This is a genomic window from Ensifer sp. ENS02 (assembly GCF_014851885.1).
In the GTDB taxonomy this organism is placed as follows: Bacteria; Pseudomonadota; Alphaproteobacteria; order Rhizobiales; family Rhizobiaceae; genus Ensifer; species Ensifer adhaerens.
Genome location: NZ_JACVAO010000001.1, coordinates 74,320 through 94,355 on the forward strand (window position 1 = coordinate 74,320; position 20,036 = coordinate 94,355).

The window sequence follows — 20,036 nt, forward strand, 5'->3', positions numbered from 1 at the left end:
CTGGCTTATGGACACGTGTTTAATGGCACGCGATGTTGCCCGCGCGTCTCGTCACGTTCCGGTGCCGGTCATCCGGCTCTGTTGCCTACGCCGCCAAGGGTTGGCGGTGCTGTTCGAAGCGGGTTGCGGGCGGAAACCGCACGCGCTCTCGTTCGGTCTCAGCGACCCTTCCACACGGGGTCGCGCTTCTCCGCGAAGGCGCGCGCACCCTCCAGCTGGTCTTCGCTCGAATAGAGAATATCGACGGTTTTGAACTGCCGCTGGGTGATCTTGTTCATGGTCGTCTGGAAGGCTTCGCCCTCGGCGGCGCGGACCACTTCCTTGATCGCCGCATAGACCAGCGGCGGGCCGCTTTCGAGCAGGCGGGCGAGCTCCCAGGCGCGCTCCATCAGTTTGCCCGCCGGCAGGATCTCGTTGACGAAGCCCCAGCGGTGGGCTTCCTGCACGTCGAGCCAGCGGCCGGTCAGAAGCATGTCCATGGCGATGTGATAGGGGATGCGCTTCGGCAGCTTGATCGAGGCAGCATCGGCAACGGTGCCGGAGCGGATTTCGGGCAACGCGAAGGTCGCGTGTTCGGCGGCAAGGATCAGGTCGGTCGAAAGCGCGATCTCGAGGCCGCCGCCACAGCAGATGCCGTTGATCGCGGCGATGATCGGCTTGTTGAGATCGCGCAGTTCCTGCATGCCGCCGAAGCCGCCGACGCCATAGTCACCATCGACCGCGTCACCGTCGGCAGCAGCCTTCAGGTCCCATCCCGGACAGAAGAATTTTTCACCGGCGCCGGTGATGATCGCGACACGTAAGCTGTCGTCGTCGCGGAAGTCGCGGAAGATCTCGCCCATGACCCGGCTGGTTTTCAGGTCGATGGCGTTCGCCTTCGGCCGGTCGATCGTGACTTCCAGAATACCGCCTTCGCGGCGTGTGAGGATCGGTCCGGTCATGAGGGTCAGTTCCTCCGGCGAATGAGAGCGTCGGCGGCAACGGCACCCTGACCGTTCGGCAACACCATCAATGGATTGATATCCAGTTCTTCGAGTTTCGAAGCGTTTGCAACGACATAGGATGCCGCTGCCGCGACAGCCGCGGTTAAAGCGGCGTAATCGGCGGCAGGCGCGCCGCGATAGCCGTCGAGCAGCTTGCGGATCTTCAGCCCGCCGATTGCCTCCCCGATCGCTTCCGGCGTCGTCGGCAGCGTCAGGATGGCGGAATCATCGAGCAGTTCCACGAGGATGCCGCCGGCACCGATCGTCAAAACCGGGCCGGCGACGGGGTCGCGCATGGCGCCGATAATGAGCTCGGCGACCGGTTTCGCCACCATCTTCTCGACAAGGTACCCGGAGGTGACGGCGGCCATGGCCTTGGCCGCCGCAAGGACGTCCGCGCGGCTCGCAAGGTTGAGCTTCACGGCACCCGCTTCGGTCTTGTGGGCGACGCCGAGGCCTTTCAGCACGACCGGGAAACCGAGCGCTTCGGCAGCGTCTGCGGCTTCTTCGGCGGTTGCTGCGGTCTTGCCCTTCGGCACGGTCAGGCCGGCGGCAGCAAGCTCCACCTTGGCCTCGTGTTCGCTGAGCGTGATGGCTTCACCGGCAGCGGCGACACCGCCATCGTGCAGGCGGGGCGGGACGGGCTTGGCCCAGGCGGTGCCGATCTCGGCGGCCGTCTCGATGGCTGCCAGTGCTTCCTCGATGCCGAAGAAGGGCACGACACCCGCCTTCATCAGGAAGAGGGCGGTGGCTTCCGGCATGTTTTCGCCAAGGCTGGCGACGATGCCGGCGCGGGCACCCGTTGCCCGGGCCGCGTCGATCACCGCATGGCAGGTGGTTTCCCAGTCTGCCGGGTCGCAGCGGTCAAGGCGCGGGAAGTCGAGCACGAGCAGATTGATCGCGTAGCCGCCCTTCATCATGGCGGTAAAGGCGGTGGTCTGCTTCTCGCGGTTGCCCCAGACGAAGGTGTGGTAGTCAAGCGGGTTGGCGATCGTCACCATCTCGCCGAGCGCATCCTTCAGCGGCTTCTTCTGCTCGTCGCGCAAGGGCCGGTAATTGACCCGGTAGCGCTCGCCGGCATCCGCCATCAGCGAGGCCTCGCCGCCGGAGCAGCTCATCGAGGAGATGTCGTTGCTCTCGAGTGGGCCTGCCACATGCAGCAGCTTCAGCGTTTCCAAGAGCGCCGGCAACGTGTCGACGCGGCCGATGCCGAGGCGGGCAAGAAGCGCCGAGGAGACGCGGTCGTTGCCGGCAAGCGATGCGGTGTGCGACACCGTCGCAAGCTGGGCCGCTTCCGACTTGCCGACCTTTAGTGTCACGACCGGTTTGCCGAGTTCGCGCGCGCGCGTCGCCAGCCGCTCGAGGGCAGCAACGCTGTCGAAACCCTCGATATGCAGGCCGACGGCGGTGACGCGCGGGTCTTCGAGCACGGCGCAGGCGATGTCGGAGAGGCCCGTCTGCGCCTGGTTGCCGGCGGTCATGACATAGGCAAGCGGCAGACCGCGCGTCTGCATCGAAATGTTGCAGGCGATGTTGGAGGACTGCGTCAGGATCGCGACGCCCTTTTCGACGCGTTGCATGCCGTGCTGGTCCGGCCAGAGCAGGGCGCCATCGAGCATGTTGATGAAGCCGTAGCAATTCGGCCCGACGATCGGCATGTCGCCGGCAGCCGCCACCAGCGCCTCCTGCATGTCGTTGCCGTCGTCAAGCTCGCTTGCCGCCTCGCGAAAGCCGGAGGCGTAGCAGACGGCGCCGCCGGCGCCGCGGCTCGCAAGATCGCGGATGATATCGATCGTCAGCTGCCGGTTGACGCCGACGAAGGAGGCATCCGGTGCGCCTGGCAGTTCTGCCACCGAGCGATAGCACTTGCGGCCGAGGATTTCGGCTTCGCGCGGGTGCACCGGCCAGATCTCACCGGTAAATCCCATCTTGTCGCATTGCTCGATGACACGCCGGGCTTCCTTGCCGCCGAAGACGGCGATGGTGCGCGGGCGGATGAGGCGGTCGAGGGAGCGTATCATCGGCCGATCACGCTCCCAGAGGCCGCAGCAGGTCGCGGCTGATGATGTGGCGCTGGATTTCAGACGTGCCGTCCCAGATGCGCTCGACGCGAGCGTCGCGCCAGAAGCGGGCGAGCGGCAGGTCGTCCATCAGGCCCATGCCGCCGAAGATCTGGATCGCCTCGTCGGTGACACGGGCGAGCATCTCGGTGGCAAAAACCTTGGCCGAGGCAATCTCGCGGTTCGAGGGCAGGCCGTTATCGAGCCGCCAGGCGGCCGAAAGGGTCAGGAGATCGGCGGCGTCGATCTCGGTGATCATGTCGGCGAGCTTGAAGGAGACGCCCTGGTTGGCACCGATCGGCTTGCCGAACTGCTTGCGTTCGGCGGCGTAATTCAGCGCATAGTCGAAGGCGCGACGGGCACGGCCGACCGAAGTCGCCGCCACCGTCAGGCGGGTGGCGAACAGCCAGTCGTTGGCGACGTCGAAACCCTTGTGCACCTCGCCGAGGATCTGGGCGGAGGGCAGGCGGCAATCGTCGAAGGTCAGGACACAGTTGTTGTAGCCGCGGTGCGACACGGAATTGTAGCCCTTGCGGATCTCGAAGCCGGGCGTGCCGCGATCGACGAGAAAGCAGGTGATCTTCTTCTTCGGGCCGCGCGGCGTATCCTCTTCGCCGGTCGCGATGAAGACGATGACGAAATCGGCGATGTCGGCGTGGCTAATGAAATGCTTCGTGCCGTTGACGATCCAGTCGTCGCCATCCTGACGCGCAAAGCACTTCATGCCGCGCACGTCGGAGCCGGCGTCCGGCTCGGTCATCGCAAGCGCATCGAACTTGTCACCTTTGACGGCCGGCAGCAGGTATTTTTCGCGCTGCTCGGCGTTGCAGGCCATCAGGATGCCAGAGGGGCGACCGAAGAAGACGGTCAGGCCCATGGAGCCGCGGCCAAGCTCGCGCTCGACCAGGGTGAAGGAGGTGTGATCGAGACCGGCGCCGCCGACCTCCTCCGGGAAATTACAGCCGAAGAAGCCGATCTCCTTGCATTTGCGGGCGATCTCCTGACCGAGTTCGCGCGGCACTACGCCGGTGCGCTCGACCTCGTCCTCATGCGGATAGATTTCCGTTTCGACGAAGCTCCTGACCGTATCGACGATCATCTGCTGTTCTTCGGTCAGTGCGAAGTTCATTGTGTTGTTCCCCTCGTTTTCGCGCCGCTGACGTCGGTGCCGCAAACGATGGCCGCCTCCTCAAGCGTCCTTCGGCTGCGGTTTGCGGCTCCGCCGGAAGGCGAAGCTGCCTGTTGTTGCTGGCCTGCCGCTGTTGCGGTCAGGCGCGCTTCTGGCCGACGAAGCGTCCGGCACCATCGGGCGTCGGCAGTTGCGCGTGGGCTTCAGTGATCGCGCGGAGCTTGCTCAGCACCGCCTCGGGTGCCGCGACCGCCTTGCCGGCCTTGCTGTCGACATGCAGCATCATCTGTTCGGCGGTGGCGACGGCCTCGTTGGTTGCGGCGTTGTAGATCGTCGAAAAGATGTGCAGACGCTTATCGTCCGACGACAGGACCTGGCAGGTCGAGTAGAGCGCCTCGCCGAGCTTGGCTTCGCCAAGGTTCCGGATATGGGTCTCGACCGTGTAGTAGCTGTGACCGTCGCGGACATAGTCGAGGTCGACGCCGATCAGGCGCAGCACGCCGTCGGAGGTGTCGCCGAAGACCTGGAGATAACGGTGCTCGGTCATGTGGCCGTTGTAATCGACCCAGGCGGCGCTGACCTTGGTGTCGAGGATGCGCAGCGGCTTGACGTCGCCGAGGTCGGCTTCCGGCTTCCGGGCGTTGGCCCAGAGCTTGGCCTCGAAATCGGCAAGCAGCTTGCCCGCACCCCAGCCTTCGCCGCCGTTACCGGATTTCAGCGCATGCATGATGCCGACGAGGTTTTCGTCGCGGATGCGTTCGAGCTCGCGGATCGAGCGACCGGCGGCCTGCGCGTCCGACTGGGCGCCGATCTTTTCGACCAACGCATCGTCGAGGTCGACGACGTCGGTGAACTTCGTCCAGGGCCATTTCAGGCAGGGGCCGAACTGGGCGAGGAAGTGGCGCATGCCGGCCTCGCCGCCGGCGATGCGGTAGGTCTCGAACAGGCCCATTTGCGCCCAGCGCATGCCGAAGGAATAACGCATGACGTTGTCGAGCGTTTCGGTATCGCAGATGTCGTCCTGGATCAGCCAGAGCGCCTCGCGCCAGAGCGCCTCGAGCAGGCGGTCGCCGACGAAGGCCTCGATCTCCTTGGCGATGACGACGCCCTTCATGCCGATCTGCTCGACGCCCTGCATGGCGCGCTCGATCGTCGCCTTCGACGTCTTCTTGCCGCCGACGAGCTCGACGAGCGGCAAGAGGTAGACGGGGTTGTAGGGATGCGCCACGAACATGCGCTCGGGGTGGTGCATCTCGGACTGCAGGTCGGAGGGCAAAAGGCCTGAGGTGGAGGACCCGATCAGCGCATCGGGCCTTGCGGCGGCATCGATCTTGGTGATCACGCCGCGCTTCAGTTCCAGCCGCTCCGGCACGCTTTCCTGAATCCAGTCAGCACCTTCGACCGCTTCCTCGATGCTCTTGCAGAAGGTGAGTTTTCCCTTCGGCGGCAACGGCGCCATGGTCAGCATGGCATAGGCGCGCTCGGCATTGGCCATGACTTCGCCGATGATGCGCTCGGCTTCCGGATGCGGGTCGAAGATTTTTACGTCGATGCCGGCAAGCGCAAAGCGCGCCACCCAGGCGCCGCCGATGACGCCGCCGCCGACGCAGGCTGCTTTGGTGATAAAGCTCATGGTGTCCAGTCCTTGCTCAGCGCTTCGTCAGCTTCAGTTTCTCGCGGACCTCTTTCGGTCCGATGATCTTGGCGCCCATGCCCTCGATGACGCCGACCGCCTTTTCGACGAGCTGGCCGTTGGTCGCGAGCTGGCCCTTGCCGATATAGAGGTTGTCTTCGAGGCCGACGCGGACGTTGCCGCCGGCAAGGATGGCTGCGGCCGGATAGGCGAGCGCGTTGCGGCCGATAGAGAAGGCGGAGAAGGTCCAGTTGGCGGGCACGTTGTTGACCATGGCCATGAAGGTGTTGAGGTCGTCGGGCGCGCCCCACGGAATGCCCATGCAGAGCTGGATCAAGACCGGATCCTCGATCAGGCCTTCCTCGACCAGCTGCTTGGCAAACCAGAGGTGGCCGGTGTCGAAGGCTTCGATCTCCGGACGCACGCCAAGGGCGGTCATCTGGCGGGCCATTTCGCGCAGCATCGACGGCGTGTTGGTCATGACGTAGTCGCCGAGCGAAAAGTTCATGGTGCCACAGTCGAGCGTGCAGATTTCCGGCAGACATTCGGCCACGTGGGCGACGCGCTCGGTGGCGCCGGCCATGTCGGTGCCTTTCTCGCTGAGCGGGAGCGGGCTTTCGACGTTGCCGAAGATCAGGTCCCCGCCCATGCCGGCGGTCAGGTTCAGCACCATGTCGACATCGGCAGAGCGGATACGGTCAGTCACTTCCCTGTAGAGATCGAGCCTGCGGGCCGGAGCGCCGGTCTCCGGATCGCGGACGTGGCAGTGGACCACGGCAGCGCCGGCCTTGGCCGCCTCGACCGCCGCTTCGGCGATCTGTTTCGGCGTGATCGGCACGTGGCTGGACTTTGAAACGGTGTCTCCCGAGCCGGTGACGGCACAGGTGATGAATACCTCGCGGTTCATGCTGAGCGGCATTGCTATCTCCCTTTTATTGCGCCCATTACGAGCCAAGAAAGACCGCATTGCTTTTCATTATCGGCTTCATTCTATACATTATCGGCGACAGAGTGGAGAAGTTTGGGCATGGATCAGAACGTTTCGCAGGTGCAGCACGTCGATGTCCTGGTGCTGCCGGAGACCAATCTGATCCTCGTTGCCTCGGTCATCGAGCCGATGCGTGCCGCCAACCGCATTGCCGGCCGCCCGCTCTACGACTGGACGATCTACAGCCCCGACGGTGCGCCGATCGAAACGAAGAGCGGCATCCCCATTCCGGTCTCCGGTATCTTCCGGCCGCAGCGCGAGACGTCGCCGCTTTTCATCCTCTCGAGCTACAACTGGCAGCGCAGCGCCACTTCGCAGCTAAAGATGCTGCTCTCGCAGACCGCGCGGCACCGCGAGCTGATGGCCGGCATCGAATCCGGCTCCTGGCTGCTTGCCGAGACCAGCCTGCTCGACAATTTCAAGGCGACGACCCACTGGGAGGATTTCGAGGATTTCACCGCCGCCTACCCGCAGGTGACGATGGTGCGCGAGCGCTTCGTCATCGACGGCAAGCGCATCACGACCGGTGGCTCGCTGCCGACGCTCGACCTGATGCTGGAGCTGATCCGCCGGGCGCATGGCTATTCGCTGGCACTCGAAGTCTCCCGCCTCTTCATCTACGAGCAGGAGCGCACCCGCGGCGATCTCCTGCAGATGCCGACGATCGGCAACATGCGCATCCTCGATCCACGCGTCGGTGCCGCCGTCAAGCTGATGGAGGAAACGGTGGAAGCGCCCTTGACGCTCGCCAGGCTCGCCCGCCGCATCGGCGTCAGCACCCGGCATCTGCAAGATCTCTTTCGCGACACGATGGGCGTTGCGCCGCACGAGCACTACCTGGCGCTTCGTCTCAATGCGGCGCGGCGCAAGGTGATCGAGACGCGGATGGAATTTGCCGACATTGCCGCGATCTCCGGCTTCAACTCGTCGTCTTCCTTCTCGCGCAGCTACAGGGCGCACTACCGTGAAAGCCCGAGCGAAACGCGCAGGCGGCTGAAGCTGAAGAGCTGAGCGCGCGCTTCAAGTATCGATTCAAGTGGGAATTTCAGAGTCGTTTCAGACGTTTGGCGGCCGATGATCAGGAAATGATTCCGCCGGCGATCTCGTCTCGGCGCTCATCTTCATCATCGAAATCATCAACTCGCCGATCTCGGCGGCGAAGGCGCCGCGCGGCCAGACGAGTGTCAGCGACTGCCGATAGGCGGGGCCGAGCCGGATCATGGCTGGCGGGCGATGCACGCGGGCGAGCGAGGATTGCGGCAGCACCGAGAGATAGCCGTGCTGGCGAACGAGGTTGATGATGACGGGGATGGAATCGACCTCGACGAGGGTGATGCGCCGCCGTTCGGCTTCATCAAGCGTGTCGTCGAGGAAGCGCGCGGCCTCGCGGCGAAGGCCGCTCCGGACGCTCGGCACCGCGATCGGGCAGGCGGCGAGCAGCCGGGGCAGGTTGCCGCCCAGTTCCGAAAGGGCGGAGGCTGGCCCCGCCAGCACCAGCGGCGTCTGCGACACCAGCCGGCCGTCGCAGTCGGCCGGGATCTCGGCGACATCGAGCAGCGCGGCATCGAACCGTCGGCTGCGAAGGCCGACGAGCAGTTCGTCGGCCGTGGTGCTGGAAATGAACAGTGGTTGGCGCGGGCGGGCGCGGTGCCAGTTCGCCGTCAGGGCCGCCAGCATGCGGGCGATCTCGCTTTCCGGACCAAGCGGCATGACGGCGCCGAGCCGCCAGGTGGCGACGTCGCGGCGAAAGCGGTCGGCAGAGGCGTGGGTCAGCCGCGCCCAGATATCGAGCAGGGCCTCGCTGAGAGGAATGATCCGCTCCGCGGTTGGCGTAGAGAGGACCCCGCCATGGGAGCGTTCGAACAGCCTGGTGCCGAGATGGCGTTCGAGATCCGCCATCTGCCGCGTCAGTTGCGGCTGGCCGAGGCCGAGCGCCTTTGCCGTGGCACGGATGCTGCCGGAGCGGGCGATGCGCACGAAGCGGTCGAGCGCGACGAGGCCGATCGGCGGCACGGGGGCGGTCGTCTCCCGTCCGACGCCTTCCAGGATGGCGGTGATCTTGGCGGTTGCCTCTTCGACGTCGACGGCGCGCGCGCGCGCTTCGAGCGTCACCACCAGCGCTGTTTCTTCCCGACGGAAAAGCGGCATGGAGATCGCCTGCTCGAAGCGCTTGACCGCGGCGCTCACGCTCGGCGGCGCCCGGCCGCAGCGAGTTGCGGCGCGGCGAACGCCACCTTCACGAAGCACCGCATCGACCAAAGCGATCGTCGCCATATCCATTCCAATGACCCCGGACGTGGCACCTTCACCAGGTGCGTTCTGAAATATGCATCACCCGTTCCGGATTTGGGATATAGCATGGATGCGCGATAAGCGCATAGCATGCATGAAGCACCCCGGCGTTTTCGAGCGTCGGGTGCGAGACATCAGAGCATCCGCGCACCGTTTCGAAACCGAAGCGCGCTCGGCGCGGAAGGATATTTATCGGCATGCTGTATCAGGTCAAAACCACCGTTCTCTGCGGGAAACCGCTGGACTTCGCGACGCTCGAGGATATCGGGGCGGGAAGGGCGCGACCGGTGGCTGACGACGGCGGCATGGAACGCGTGGCGGCCGCCCACAAGGTGGTTGCCGAACGTGTCGCGATGGGGCTTCCCGTCTACGGCTCCAACACCGGCGTCGGCTCGATGAAGGACCGGCTCTGGACCGCCGACGATCTCGCCGAATTCAACAATGCGCTGGTCAGAGCCCACCATTTCGGCACCGGCGAATTCTTTGCGCCGGCGATCGTACGCATGGCGATCGCCATCCGCGTGAACACCGCGATGCGGGGCCACACCGGCTGCAGCCCGGACCTGATCCGGGCGTTTCTGGCACTCAGCGAGCACGACATCATTCCGGCGGTGCGCCGCCACGGCTCCATGGGCTGCGCCGATATCGGGCTGATGGGCCAGATCGCCTCGGTGCTGACCGGTGTCGGCGAGGCCTATTACCAGGGGCGCCTCGTTTCGGCCGATACGGCGCTTGCCGAGGCGGGTCTCAAGCCGTTCGTCATGCAGCCGCGCGATGCACTGGCGGCTCTCAGCGTCAACGCCATTTCCTTTGCAGCTGCCGTAAACGTGCTGCGCGAGGCGGCGGCCGCGATCCGCGTGTTGCTCGTCACCGGCGTCATGTCGTCTCAGGCGCTCGGTGCCTCCGCCGACCCGTGGCGGGTGGCCGCGACGCTCTCGACCCGCGGCGAGGCGCTGGTCGGCTCCTGGCTCTATGGCCAGTCCGGCATTTCCGACTGGCCGTTACCGACGGCGATCCACGATCCCTTGAGCCTGCGCATGACCGCCCAGGTCTTCGGCGCGGTCGTCGATACGCTGCTGGTCGCCGCCGGCCGGCTGGTGGAGCAGACCTATCTCTCCGACGACAACCCTGTTGTCATCGGCGGCCAGGTCCATTCCTCCGGCGCATCGCTGCCGCTGACGACGACGCTCTATATCGAGGCGGCGCAGATCGCCTTTTCCCATGCGGCGCGCAACGTTTTGAACCGCTGCATCCTGCTGTCGAACGGCGGACGCCGCAATCTCTCGGTCAATCTGGTGGCGCCGGGGGAAGTCGCGACCGGGCTCGGGCCGCTGATGAAGCTTGCGGTCGAACTCTATATGCGCGTGCAGTCGCTCGCCGTGCCGCTTTCGGCGCAGTCGATCGTGGTTGCCGGCGGTCTCGAAGAGGAGGCGACCTTCCTGCCGCTGATCGTCGAGCGCATGGAAACCCAGGTGCGCGATCTGCGCCAGCTCGCCGCGATCGAGGCGATGCTTTCGGCCCAGGCGATCGATCTCGTCGGCGACCAGCCGCAGGGGATCGTCAAGCGCGCCTATGACCAGACCCGTTCGGTCAGCCCCATGTATCTCAAAGACCGGCCGCTCTCGAAGGAGATCGAGGCGCTGCAGGATGCGTTCACCTGCCACGACCTGTTGCGCTCCTTCGTCGCTCTGGCGCCGATGCCGGAATTCGATGACTTCTTCGCGCTCGACAAATAATCCGATTGGGAGAGCAGCATGTCCGATTTCGATCTCGTTCTGAAAGGCACCGTTGTTCTCCCCGAAAGGATCGTCGAGGGCGGCCACGTGGCGGTGCGCGACGGTAAGGTGGTGCATGTCGGGCAAGGGGCTGCACCCGCCGCGCGGGAGCGGCATGATCTCGGCAACGCGCTGATCCTGCCCGGAGCCGTCGACGCGCAGGTGCATTCGCTGTCGCAGAAGAACCAGGAGGATTTCCTGTGGTCGACCCGTTCGGCGGCGGCCGGCGGTGTGACCACCATTGTCGACATGCCCTATGACGAGGGCAATCTCGTCTGCTCTGCCGAAGCCCTTCGCCGCAAGATCGACCATGCGGGACCGCAGGCGCGCATCGACTTCGCGCTCTATGGCACCGTGGACCCGGAGGAGGGACCGGCGCGCATCGGCGAGATGGTGGAGGCGGGTGTCGCCGCCTTCAAGTTCTCGACCTTCGGCACCGATCCAAAGCGCTTTCCCCGCATTCCGGCAGCCCTTCTCGAAGACTGCTTCCGGGCGATCGCGCCGACCGGGCTTTCAGCCGGCGTCCACAACGAGGATGACGAGGCGGTGCGTGCCGCGATCGACAAGGTCAAGGCGGCTGGCATCACCGACTACCGCGCCCATGGGCTGTCGCGTCCGCCGCTGACGGAACTGCTCGCCACCAACCAGATCTACGAGACGGGTGCCGCCACCGGCTGCCCGGCGCATGTGGTGCACTGCTCACTCGGGCGCGGCTATGAGATTGCTGCCGCCTATCGCGCCCAGGGCTACAAAGCGACGATCGAGTGCTGCATCCACTACCTGACGCTCGACGAAGAAAACGATGTTCGCCGTCTCGGCGGCAAGGCCAAGATCAACCCGCCGATCCGGCCGCGCGCCGAGGTGGAAAAGCTCTGGCGGCACGTGGCCGACGGCACGGTGACGATGGTCTCGACCGATCACGTCAGCTGGTCTGAGGATCGCAAGACCAATCCGGACATGCTGGCGAACGCATCTGGCGTGCCGGGGCTCGAAGTCATGGTGCCGCTCTTCGTCAAGGGCGCGCTGGAGCGCGGCATTCCCTTGACGCGCGCAGCCGAGCTGATGACGCTGAACCCGGCCAGGCATTTCCGTCTTGATCATCAGAAGGGTGCGCTGGAACCTGGAAAGGATGCCGACATCATCGTCATGACGCCGGAGCCCTATGTCTATGATGCGGCCGAGAGCGGTCACAACGTCGTCGGCTGGTCGCCCTATAATGGCATTCGACTGCCCTGGCGGATTTCGGCGACCTATCTGCGGGGCAGACTTGCCTTCGATGGTCGCCAGGTTTTGGCCGAGCCGGGTGCGGGACAGTTTGTCCGGCCGCTCGCCACTTTGGCTCTGTAAAGCGGGATGCGGAAAAGTGCGTGCGATTTTCCGCTCGCATCCGGCATCGAGATGTAGGAAATGTGATGAGCAAGACCGCCCACAAAGTTCCGGCCAATCTGCCCGTCAATGCCAGCCGCATTGCCGGCATCGTCAACGGCCTGGCTGGTATCACCGAGCCGGACCGGCCCTACACACGCCGCGCCTTCACGCCGCTGTTCCTCGAAGGCCGGGCCTTTCTCGATCGGCGTTTTCGCGCGGCCGGGCTTGAAACCCGCATCGACGCCGCCGGTAACCTGATCGGCCGGCGCAAGGGGAAAAAGTCGGCGCTCGGCACCATCCTGCTCGGCTCCCATTCCGACACGGTGCCGGATGGCGGCCGCTTCGATGGCATCGCCGGCGTGGCGGCGGCGCTTGAAGTGGCGCGCGCGCTTTCTGACAACGGCATCGACCTCGACCACGATCTGGAGATCGTTGATTTCCTGGCCGAGGAAGTGTCGATCTTCGGCGTTTCCTGCGTCGGCAGCCGCGGCATGGCGGGCGTGCTGCCCGATGGGTGGCTCAGCCGCACGCAAGGGGATCTGAGCCTCAGGCAGGGTATCGTCGAGGTGGGCGGTGACCCCTCCAGGCTTTCCGGCTCGAAACGCTCCGACATCAAGGCCTTCCTCGAACTGCACATTGAACAGGGGCCCATACTGGAGACTGGGCGGCTCGATGTCGGGGTGGTTACCGCCATCTCGGGCATCACCCGCATCGAGATCATCGTCGAGGGCCAGGCGGACCATGCCGGTACGACTCCGATGGGGCATCGGCGCGACGCGCTGGTTGCCGCCTCGCATCTGGTGCTGGAGATCGAGCGGCTGGCGACAGAATTTTCTCACGGCGACGGGCATTTCACCGCGACGGTCGGTGAATTCTCGATCGAGCCGAATGCAGCCAATGTGGTGCCGTCTCGCGTCCGGCTGCTGATCGATGCGCGTGCCGAGCTGCGGCCGCAGATGGAGCGGTTCCTGGCTACGCTCGGCTCTCTTTGCCAGGGTGTCGCCGAGGCATCGGGCGTGACGATCCCGCCCGCCAATGTGATCTCGGACAACCACCCGACGCCGGGCGATCCGCTCCTGCTTTCAACGCTCGAAGAAAGCTGCGATGCGATCGGCGCCAAGCATCGGCGCATGGCCTCCGGCGCCGGTCACGACACCGCCTGGATGGGACGCATCACCCGTTCGGCGATGATCTTCATTCCCTGCCTCGGCGGGCGCTCGCATGCGCCGGAGGAGTGGGCCGAAAACGACGATATCGCGCTCGGCGCGGCCGTTCTCTTCGATGCGGTGAAGCGACTCGACAAGAAATTGCAGGAGAAGGTGTGAGATGGGCCGGATACTGAAGGAAAAGGATGTCGAGGCAGCGGTCAAGGGCGGTTCCGTCTATGCCGCCGGGGGCGGCGGCTGGGCCGACCATGGCCGCATGCTCGGCTATGCAGCGGTCTCGATCGGCAAACCCGAGCTCGTCTCGATCGACGAACTCGAGGCACAGGACTGGGTGGCGACGGCCGCCGCGATCGGTGCACCGGCCTCGACCACGCCCTGGGAGATGCGTGGGGTCGATTACGTCAAGGCCGTGCAGCTGTTGCAGGAGGCGCTCGGCGAGAAGCTCTCGGGGCTCATCATCGGCCAGAACGGCAAGTCTTCGACGCTGAACGGCTGGCTGCCGTCGGCGATCCTCGGCACCAAGGTGGTGGACGCGGTCGGCGACATCCGCGCGCACCCGACCGGTGACATGGGCTCGATCGGCCTTGCCGGCTCGCCCGAGCCGATGATCCAGACGGCGGTCGGGGGAAACCGCGAGGAAAACCGCTACATCGAGCTGGTGGTGCGCGGCGCCACGGCCAAGGTCTCGCCGGTCTTGCGCACCGCCTCCGACATGTCCGGCGGCTTCATTGCCTCCTGCCGCAATCCGGTCAGGGCATCCTATGTGAAAGCCAATGCGGCGCTGGGCGGCATCTCGCTGGCGCTGGCGCTCGGCGAGGCGATCATCGCGGCGGAAGCCAAGGGCGGGAGCGCAGTGATTGACGCGATCGTCAAGACGACCAATGGCGCGATCCTCGCCGAGGGCACGATCACCGACAAATCGGTCGTCTATACCAAGGAAGCCTTCGACATCGGCACGGTGACGCTGGGGAAGGGCGCTGACTCAACGGTATTGCACGTGATGAACGAATACATGGCGGTTGACTCTGCGGAAGGCACGCGGCTTGCGACCTTCCCCGACGTCATCACCACGCTGTCGCCGGAGGGCGAGCCTTTGAGTGTCGGCCAGCTGCAGGTGGGCATGAGGATCTTCGTGCTGCATGTGCCGAAGACGGTGATCCCGCTGTCCTCCAGCGCGCTCGACCCGACGGTCTATCCATCGGTCGAAAAGGCGATGGGCATCGAGCTTGCCCGCTACGCGCTTTCCGGCCGTAGCTGACGGGAGCAGGGTGATGGCGCGCGATGCAGGGCTAGAGGAACTAATCCGCGAAGAGCTCGGTGACCGCCCCGGGCTTTCGGAAAAGGCCATGTTCGGCGGCTGGGCCTATCTGCTTCAAGGCAACCTGCTACTTGGCGCGCGCGAGGGCTCTCTGCTCGTGCGCCTCGGCAAGGGCAATGACGGCTGGGCGTTGGCGTTGCCGGATATCGAGCTGATGGTGATGAACGGACGGGCGATGCATGGCTGGGTGCGCGCAGGGGCGGATGCCTATGGCGATGATGCGCTGCGCCGGCGGTTGCTTGATGGGGCGATCGCGTTCGTCGAGACGCTGCCGCCGAAGTGAATGAGGCTCGCTGCCTCGGCGGCGAGCCTCATTGGCCGCTCTCGCCAGTGCGTGTCGGGCCGTCACCGCCCGTCGCCACAAGCATGAGAGGCCGCGACTTGCGCGTGCCACGAATGCAAGGGAGCAGGGATCTGCCCCCGCCATAAACGAGAGGCAGCGACCCCCCGTCGCCATGAATGCGTGGGGCAACCACCCCGCCGACAAGACAAAGAGGAACGAGACGATGCCCAAGGCCAATCCCCGTCATCCTGGTTTTCCCATCCCCGGTGGAGCGGAGCTGCGCGCCAAGGGCTGGCGGCAGGAAGCGCTGCTGCGGCTCCTGGAAAACGTGCTTTCGGTCGGCGAGGATCCGGACAATCTCGTCGTCTATGCAGCACTCGGCAAGGCGGCGCGCAACTGGCCGGCGCACCGGGCTATCGTCAAGACGCTCATCGAAATGGACGAGGACCAGACGCTCGTCATCCAGTCCGGCAAGCCGGTGGGGCTCTTGAAGACCCACGCCAAGGCGCCGCTCGTCATCATGGCCAATTGCAACATTGTCGGCCAATGGGCGAAGGCCGAGGTGTTCTATGATTTGCAGCGAAAAGGGTTGATCTGCTGGGGCGGGCTGACGGCCGGCGCCTGGCAATATATCGGCAGCCAGGGCGTGATCCAGGGCACCTACGAGATCTTCATGCGCATCGCCGAACGCCGTTTCGGCGGCGATCTCTCCGGGCGTTTTGTGCTGACGGCTGGGCTTGGCGGCATGGGCGGCGCCCAGCCGCTTGCCGGCCGGATGGCGGGGGCGGCGATCCTCTGTGTCGATATCGACGCGGAGCGGGCGAAGAAGCGCCGGGAGATCGGCTATCTGCAGGAGATCGCGCCCGATCTCGATACTGCGCTCTCGATGATCGACGCGGCAGTGAAGGACAAGCGGGCGCTCTCCGTCGGCCTCGTCGGCAATGCGGCTGAGATCTATCCGGAGATCGCCCGGCGTGGCATCGTGCCCGACGTCGTCACCGACCAGACGTCAGCGCATGATCTCGTCTACGGCTATGTGCCGAAGGGCATGAGCCTCGACCAGGTGAAATCGCTGCGCGACGACGGCCAGGGGCAATTGATGGCGGCGAGCCGCGCCTCGATCGTCGAGCACGTCAAGGCGATGCTCGACTTCCAGCAGAAGGGCGCGGAAGTCTTCGACAACGGCAACCTCATCCGCACCCAGGCGCGCGAGGGCGGCGTTGCCAATGCCTTCGACATCCCGATCTTCACCGAGGCCTATCTGCGTCCGCTCTTTGCCCGCGCCATCGGCCCCTTCCGCTGGATGGCGCTTTCCGGCGAGGAGAGCGACATCGCCCGGATCGACGATCTGCTGCTCGACATGTTTCCGCACAACCGCATCGTCACCAACTGGATCAGGCTTGCGCGCCAGCATATTCCCTTCGAGGGCCTGCCGGCCCGCATCGCCTGGCTCGGCCACGGTGAACGCACGGCGCTGGCGCGGCGCGTCAACGAACTTGTGGCATCTGGCGAGCTCAAAGGCCCGATCGCGTTTTCCCGCGACCATCTCGATGCCGGCGCCATGGCGCATCCGAACATCATGACCGAGCGGATGAAGGACGGCTCGGACGCGATCGCCGACTGGCCGCTACTCGACGCCATGCTGCTCTGCTCCTCCATGGCCGATCTTGTGGTCGTCCATTCCGGTGGTGGCGGTTATGCCGGCTACATGACGAGCTGCGGCGTGACCGTTGTTGCCGACGGCACGGTCGAGGCCGACGAGCGCCTCGACTATGCCCTCACCAACGACACCTCGCTTGGCGTCATCCGCTATGCGGATGCCGGCTATGACGAGAGCCTTGAGGAGATCGACGCCAAGGGCATCGGGCATGTGAAGGTGTAAGGACCTGTGAAGGTGTAAGGACCTGGCGGCGGCTTTGCCATAAGCAGTTTTGCACCTGTCACGGCACTCTGGAATCCATTTCAGGATAAAGAACAACGCTCTCCTGCGCGGTTGGCTCGTTGCGCGCCCCGATAAATACGGCTGGTTGGGCAGCTCGATTAACGGCCACGTGCAACACGTTGGCGGGGATGTACAGATAGTCTCCTGGGTGCATCACATCCCGGTGCTGGAGTTCATCGCCACTCCATAGTTCCAGCTCTTCGCCGCTCAACATGTAGAAGGCAGTTTCGTGGCGCTCATGCACATGCGCCTTGGTGCGCTTTCCGGGCGGTATCGTAGCGATACCGAGCCACAATGCGGTGGAGCCAACCGACTCTGCACTAACGCCGGGCAGGTAATCGGGGCCCTGTTCAGCCCGGTAACCGGCGTCCCCTTTGGATACGAGGGCCTTGCTCCGCGAGAAGCCTGGACGCGCGTCGGTTCGTTCTTCTGAAATCGTCATTTTTCGGTCTCCTCTGTGGTAGTCTGGTCGACCTGCGCAAAGGATCGCAAGAAGACCGGCTGGAGTCCTGAATGGGAGGGCGAAAAGTTCCGAATTCTTCCGAAGACGTCGTGGCCGATAGTGTCGAGCCGCAACTTTTCGCGTTCGGGACATTCATCCTCGACATGGAGCGCGGCGCACTGACGCGTGAAGGGCGGCGGGTCGCAATTGGCCATAAGGGCTTGTTGCTGCTGCACGCGCTGGTGCGAGCGTCGATGCAGGTCGTGAGCAAGTCCGCGCTGATGGAGGCAGCCTGGCCCGCGGCTGTCGTCGAGGAGAGCAATCTCTCGGTTCAGATCGCTGCCTTGCGCAAGATGCTGGGTCCTCAACCGGAGGGGAACGAATGGATCGCCACCGTGCCGCGTGCGGGCTATCGTTTTGCCGCCCGGGTGAATAGCCTGCATCCGGTTGCCGCTGATGCGTCGCCGGCACTGCCAGGCTCGCCCGCGAACCCGGGCAGACCATCGATCGTGGTCCTACCGTTTGCAAATCTGAGCAGTGACAAGCAACAGTCGTATCTGGTCGATGGCATCACCGAAGATGTGATCACCGCGCTTACGAGATTTCGGTGGTTTCGGGTCATCGGGCGCAATTCAAGTTTCGTCTACAAGCACAAGTCGGTGAGCGCCAAGCAGGTGGGCCGAGACCTGGATGTCGATTACGTGCTCGAAGGAAGCGTGCGCCGCTCCGGCAGCCGTCTTCGGGTCTCCACGCAACTGGTCGAGGCGACCTCGGCCAGCCAGGTCTGGGCCGAACGATATGACCTGGAAATGGAAGAGGCATTCGCAGTTCAAGACGCCATCGCAGAGAGAGTTGCAGGTGCGATTGAACCAGAACTGTTGAAGACGGCATCATTCCCCTCGCCGGCGCGGCACACGGGAAATTTGTCGGCGTGGGAGATCGTGCGGCAGGGGACCTGGTACTTTCACCAGGTTGGCCAGCAGACCCACTTAATGGCGCGAGAGCTATTCAGGGAGGCGTGTCGGCTTGATCCCGAGCTTGCCGAAGCGCATCTCTGGCTTGGTCGCGTGAGCGCAGGCATCGTCGCCTATGGATGGAGCGAGCTTCCTTCCGATGACATCAGAGAGGGTTTGGACGCCGCCTTGGCAGCCGTTCGGCTCGACGAAAAGAACCCGTACACACACTATGCGCTGGCGATCTGCAGCGCGTACGCGAATGCGCCCGAGCAGGCGGTCCTTGCCGCCGAAAGGGCGATCGAGATCAGCCCGAGTTTCGCCCTTGGCCACCTTGTCCTGGGGATGGCGGAGCTGTTCAGGGGGAACGTGTCCGGTGCCATAGCGTCACTGGAACACGGTCTCATGTTGAACGCCAATGACCCGCAGAACTTCGTCTGGCTGAATTTTCTGGCGCTCGCCCACCTGTTTGCAGGCGACGGAACGAACGCGCTCGCTGCTGCCGTGAAGGCCCAAAAAGTGCGCCCTGCATGGCGGCCGGTCCAAGAAACGCTGGCCTGCTGTTATGCGGCTACTGGGCGTCTTGCAGAGGCTCGATCATCGCGCGCGTTGATGAGCGAAATGGAGAACGCGTCAGGCGATGCTCTAGAGCCGCTAAGACAGCGCAATCCACATTGGCAGGAACGATTGGCGGAATTGTTGCAGCAAATCCCGAGCAACCCGCTTCAGACGCCTCAACGTTCCTGACTTTGCAGGCGATCTGACGACCGTTGCTCCCACCGTTGCTGCTGACGGCGGTCGAGCGGTGAGCCGGTCTCTTGGTGTCGCGCCTGCCGCACGTTACAATGCACGCCTCACTGCCCGGAGGCGATCATGACATCGAGCTTCAATGTGCAGAGTGCTGCCGGCTACGAACAGTTGATGGGCCGGTGGAGCCGGCAGCTTGCGCCGCCGTTCATCGACTTTGCGGGTGTTGCCGACGGTGAGCGGGTGCTGGATGTCGGTTGCGGCACGGGTAGCCTTACCTTTGCCTTACCGCGCGCGGCCGATGTCAGCGAGATCGTTGCAATCGACTTTTCGCCTGTTTTCGTCGAAGCGACGATCCGGGCGAGTTCAGATCCGCGGATCAAAGTCCAGCAGGCCGACGCCTGCGCGCTGCCCTTTGCCGATGCATCCTTCGACCGGGCGATGGCGCTGCTGGTGCTGCACTTCGTGCCGGAATCGGGGAAAGCGGTCGCCGAGATGCGCCGAGTCACCCGGCCGGGCGGCGTCGTTGCAGCCGTCGTTTGGGATCATTTCGGCGGCATGCCGGGCATGCGCATGGTGCTCGATGTGGCGGCGATGCTGGATGGAAATGCCGAGCAGGTGCGCAGTCGCTATTGTTTCCAGCCGATGATGCGGCCGGGAGAGATGACCGAGAGCTTCGTCGCGAATGGCCTTGCGGACGTCCGGCAGACCTCGCTCCTGATCCGTATGGACTATCAGTCCTTCGCCGATTTCTGGGAACCGATCGCCGCGGGCGAGGGGCCGCTCGGCAAATATGTCGGCTCACTGGATGCGGGGATGCGGACAAAGCTCGACGCAGCCATTCGCGCCGCCTACGAAGCCGGTCAGCCGGACGGACCGCGCTCCTTTGCGGCGGTTGCGTGGGCTTGCCGGGGTATCGTTCCCGGGTAATGACGGGCCTTTCATCCGCCGCTTCTC

16 protein-coding genes are annotated in these 20,036 nt (G+C 64.6%); 9 read left to right on the forward strand and 7 right to left on the reverse strand.

Annotation, left to right across the window (positions count from 1 at the left end; translation table 11 throughout):
- Positions 1 to 158 precede the first annotated feature (158 nt).
- From IB262_RS00410 to IB262_RS00430, 5 genes are all read right to left on the reverse strand, one after another.
- Complete coding sequence (locus IB262_RS00410; protein ID WP_029742615.1) at positions 159 to 941, reverse strand: carnitinyl-CoA dehydratase; 783 nt, start codon at positions 939 to 941, stop codon at positions 159 to 161.
- Positions 942 to 946: 5 nt separating this feature from the next.
- Positions 947 to 3,004: an acetate--CoA ligase family protein gene (locus IB262_RS00415; RefSeq protein ID WP_090294346.1), complete on the reverse strand. Its 2,058-nt coding sequence runs from the start codon at positions 3,002 to 3,004 to the stop codon at positions 947 to 949.
- A gap of 7 nt (positions 3,005 to 3,011) precedes the next feature.
- The gene (locus tag IB262_RS00420) at positions 3,012 to 4,172 is read right to left on the reverse strand and encodes an acyl-CoA dehydrogenase family protein (protein ID WP_060582620.1); all 1,161 of its coding nucleotides are present in this window, start codon (positions 4,170 to 4,172) and stop codon (positions 3,012 to 3,014) included.
- 139 nt (positions 4,173 to 4,311) lie between these two features.
- Positions 4,312 to 5,805, reverse strand: coding sequence for a carnitine 3-dehydrogenase (locus IB262_RS00425; RefSeq protein ID WP_192493349.1), 1,494 nt, complete (start codon positions 5,803 to 5,805; stop codon positions 4,312 to 4,314).
- A gap of 16 nt (positions 5,806 to 5,821) precedes the next feature.
- Positions 5,822 to 6,724 carry a 3-keto-5-aminohexanoate cleavage protein gene (locus tag IB262_RS00430; protein ID WP_029742619.1) on the reverse strand — a complete coding sequence of 301 codons (903 nt, stop codon included), beginning with the start codon at positions 6,722 to 6,724 and terminating at the stop codon, positions 5,822 to 5,824.
- A gap of 108 nt (positions 6,725 to 6,832) precedes the next feature.
- Between IB262_RS00430 and IB262_RS00435 the strand changes: the two genes are divergently transcribed.
- Positions 6,833 to 7,804: a GlxA family transcriptional regulator gene (locus IB262_RS00435; RefSeq protein WP_029742620.1), complete on the forward strand. Its 972-nt coding sequence runs from the start codon at positions 6,833 to 6,835 to the stop codon at positions 7,802 to 7,804.
- Positions 7,805 to 7,849: 45 nt separating this feature from the next.
- Here the strand turns inward: IB262_RS00435 and IB262_RS00440 are convergent, their stop codons facing one another.
- A complete protein-coding gene (locus tag IB262_RS00440) occupies positions 7,850 to 9,067 on the reverse strand; it encodes a LysR family transcriptional regulator (RefSeq protein WP_192493350.1) in 1,218 nt (405 codons plus the stop codon).
- A gap of 215 nt (positions 9,068 to 9,282) precedes the next feature.
- Between IB262_RS00440 and IB262_RS00445 the strand changes: the two genes are divergently transcribed.
- The 6 genes from IB262_RS00445 (at position 9,283) to IB262_RS00470 (ending at position 16,877) form a co-directional block, all read left to right on the forward strand.
- Complete coding sequence (locus IB262_RS00445) at positions 9,283 to 10,821, forward strand: aromatic amino acid ammonia-lyase (protein ID WP_034792145.1); 1,539 nt, start codon at positions 9,283 to 9,285, stop codon at positions 10,819 to 10,821.
- Between the two features lie 18 nt (positions 10,822 to 10,839).
- The gene (locus tag IB262_RS00450) at positions 10,840 to 12,207 is read left to right on the forward strand and encodes an amidohydrolase family protein (RefSeq protein ID WP_112974957.1); all 1,368 of its coding nucleotides are present in this window, start codon (positions 10,840 to 10,842) and stop codon (positions 12,205 to 12,207) included.
- Positions 12,208 to 12,272: 65 nt separating this feature from the next.
- On the forward strand, positions 12,273 to 13,553 hold the full coding sequence (locus tag IB262_RS00455; protein WP_034792149.1) for a Zn-dependent hydrolase: 1,281 nt from the start codon (positions 12,273 to 12,275) through the stop codon (positions 13,551 to 13,553).
- Position 13,554: 1 nt separating this feature from the next.
- Positions 13,555 to 14,652, forward strand: coding sequence for a DUF917 domain-containing protein (locus IB262_RS00460; RefSeq protein WP_112974956.1), 1,098 nt, complete (start codon positions 13,555 to 13,557; stop codon positions 14,650 to 14,652).
- 13 nt (positions 14,653 to 14,665) lie between these two features.
- On the forward strand, positions 14,666 to 14,995 hold the full coding sequence (locus IB262_RS00465) for a TfoX/Sxy family protein (RefSeq protein ID WP_112974955.1): 330 nt from the start codon (positions 14,666 to 14,668) through the stop codon (positions 14,993 to 14,995).
- Between the two features lie 223 nt (positions 14,996 to 15,218).
- Positions 15,219 to 16,877 (forward strand): urocanate hydratase, encoded by a 1,659-nt coding sequence (locus tag IB262_RS00470; protein WP_112974994.1) that lies wholly within the window; start codon positions 15,219 to 15,221, stop codon positions 16,875 to 16,877.
- A 58-nt stretch (positions 16,878 to 16,935) separates the two neighbouring features.
- On the opposite strand, the gene IB262_RS00475 is transcribed toward IB262_RS00470, so the two are convergent.
- Positions 16,936 to 17,379 (reverse strand): cupin domain-containing protein, encoded by a 444-nt coding sequence (locus IB262_RS00475; RefSeq protein ID WP_112974954.1) that lies wholly within the window; start codon positions 17,377 to 17,379, stop codon positions 16,936 to 16,938.
- 110 nt (positions 17,380 to 17,489) lie between these two features.
- Between IB262_RS00475 and IB262_RS00480 the strand changes: the two genes are divergently transcribed.
- Together IB262_RS00480 and IB262_RS00485 are read left to right on the forward strand one after the other, a co-directional pair.
- Positions 17,490 to 19,079 (forward strand): winged helix-turn-helix domain-containing protein, encoded by a 1,590-nt coding sequence (locus IB262_RS00480; RefSeq protein WP_348646571.1) that lies wholly within the window; start codon positions 17,490 to 17,492, stop codon positions 19,077 to 19,079.
- A gap of 126 nt (positions 19,080 to 19,205) precedes the next feature.
- Positions 19,206 to 20,009 (forward strand): class I SAM-dependent methyltransferase, encoded by an 804-nt coding sequence (locus IB262_RS00485; protein WP_112974952.1) that lies wholly within the window; start codon positions 19,206 to 19,208, stop codon positions 20,007 to 20,009.
- Positions 20,010 to 20,036 lie beyond the last annotated feature (27 nt).

Bases quoted from the DNA above. Each gene is read 5' to 3' on its own strand.
- IB262_RS00435 (WP_029742620.1), top strand. From the start codon at position 6,833: ATGGATCAGAACGTTTCGCAGGTGCAGCACGTCGATGTCCTGGTGCTG.
- IB262_RS00470 (WP_112974994.1), top strand. From the start codon at position 15,219: ATGCCCAAGGCCAATCCCCGTCATCCTGGTTTTCCCATCCCCGGTGGA.
- IB262_RS00430 (WP_029742619.1), bottom strand. From the start codon at position 6,724: ATGCCGCTCAGCATGAACCGCGAGGTATTCATCACCTGTGCCGTCACC.
- IB262_RS00450 (WP_112974957.1), top strand. From the start codon at position 10,840: ATGTCCGATTTCGATCTCGTTCTGAAAGGCACCGTTGTTCTCCCCGAA.
- IB262_RS00415 (WP_090294346.1), bottom strand. From the start codon at position 3,004: ATGATACGCTCCCTCGACCGCCTCATCCGCCCGCGCACCATCGCCGTC.
- IB262_RS00455 (WP_034792149.1), top strand. From the start codon at position 12,273: ATGAGCAAGACCGCCCACAAAGTTCCGGCCAATCTGCCCGTCAATGCC.
- IB262_RS00440 (WP_192493350.1), bottom strand. From the start codon at position 9,067: ATGGCGACGATCGCTTTGGTCGATGCGGTGCTTCGTGAAGGTGGCGTT.
- IB262_RS00410 (WP_029742615.1), bottom strand. From the start codon at position 941: ATGACCGGACCGATCCTCACACGCCGCGAAGGCGGTATTCTGGAAGTC.
- IB262_RS00485 (WP_112974952.1), top strand. From the start codon at position 19,206: ATGACATCGAGCTTCAATGTGCAGAGTGCTGCCGGCTACGAACAGTTG.
- IB262_RS00460 (WP_112974956.1), top strand. From the start codon at position 13,555: ATGGGCCGGATACTGAAGGAAAAGGATGTCGAGGCAGCGGTCAAGGGC.
- IB262_RS00475 (WP_112974954.1), bottom strand. From the start codon at position 17,379: ATGACGATTTCAGAAGAACGAACCGACGCGCGTCCAGGCTTCTCGCGG.
- IB262_RS00425 (WP_192493349.1), bottom strand. From the start codon at position 5,805: ATGAGCTTTATCACCAAAGCAGCCTGCGTCGGCGGCGGCGTCATCGGC.
- IB262_RS00445 (WP_034792145.1), top strand. From the start codon at position 9,283: ATGCTGTATCAGGTCAAAACCACCGTTCTCTGCGGGAAACCGCTGGAC.
- IB262_RS00420 (WP_060582620.1), bottom strand. From the start codon at position 4,172: ATGAACTTCGCACTGACCGAAGAACAGCAGATGATCGTCGATACGGTC.
- IB262_RS00465 (WP_112974955.1), top strand. From the start codon at position 14,666: ATGGCGCGCGATGCAGGGCTAGAGGAACTAATCCGCGAAGAGCTCGGT.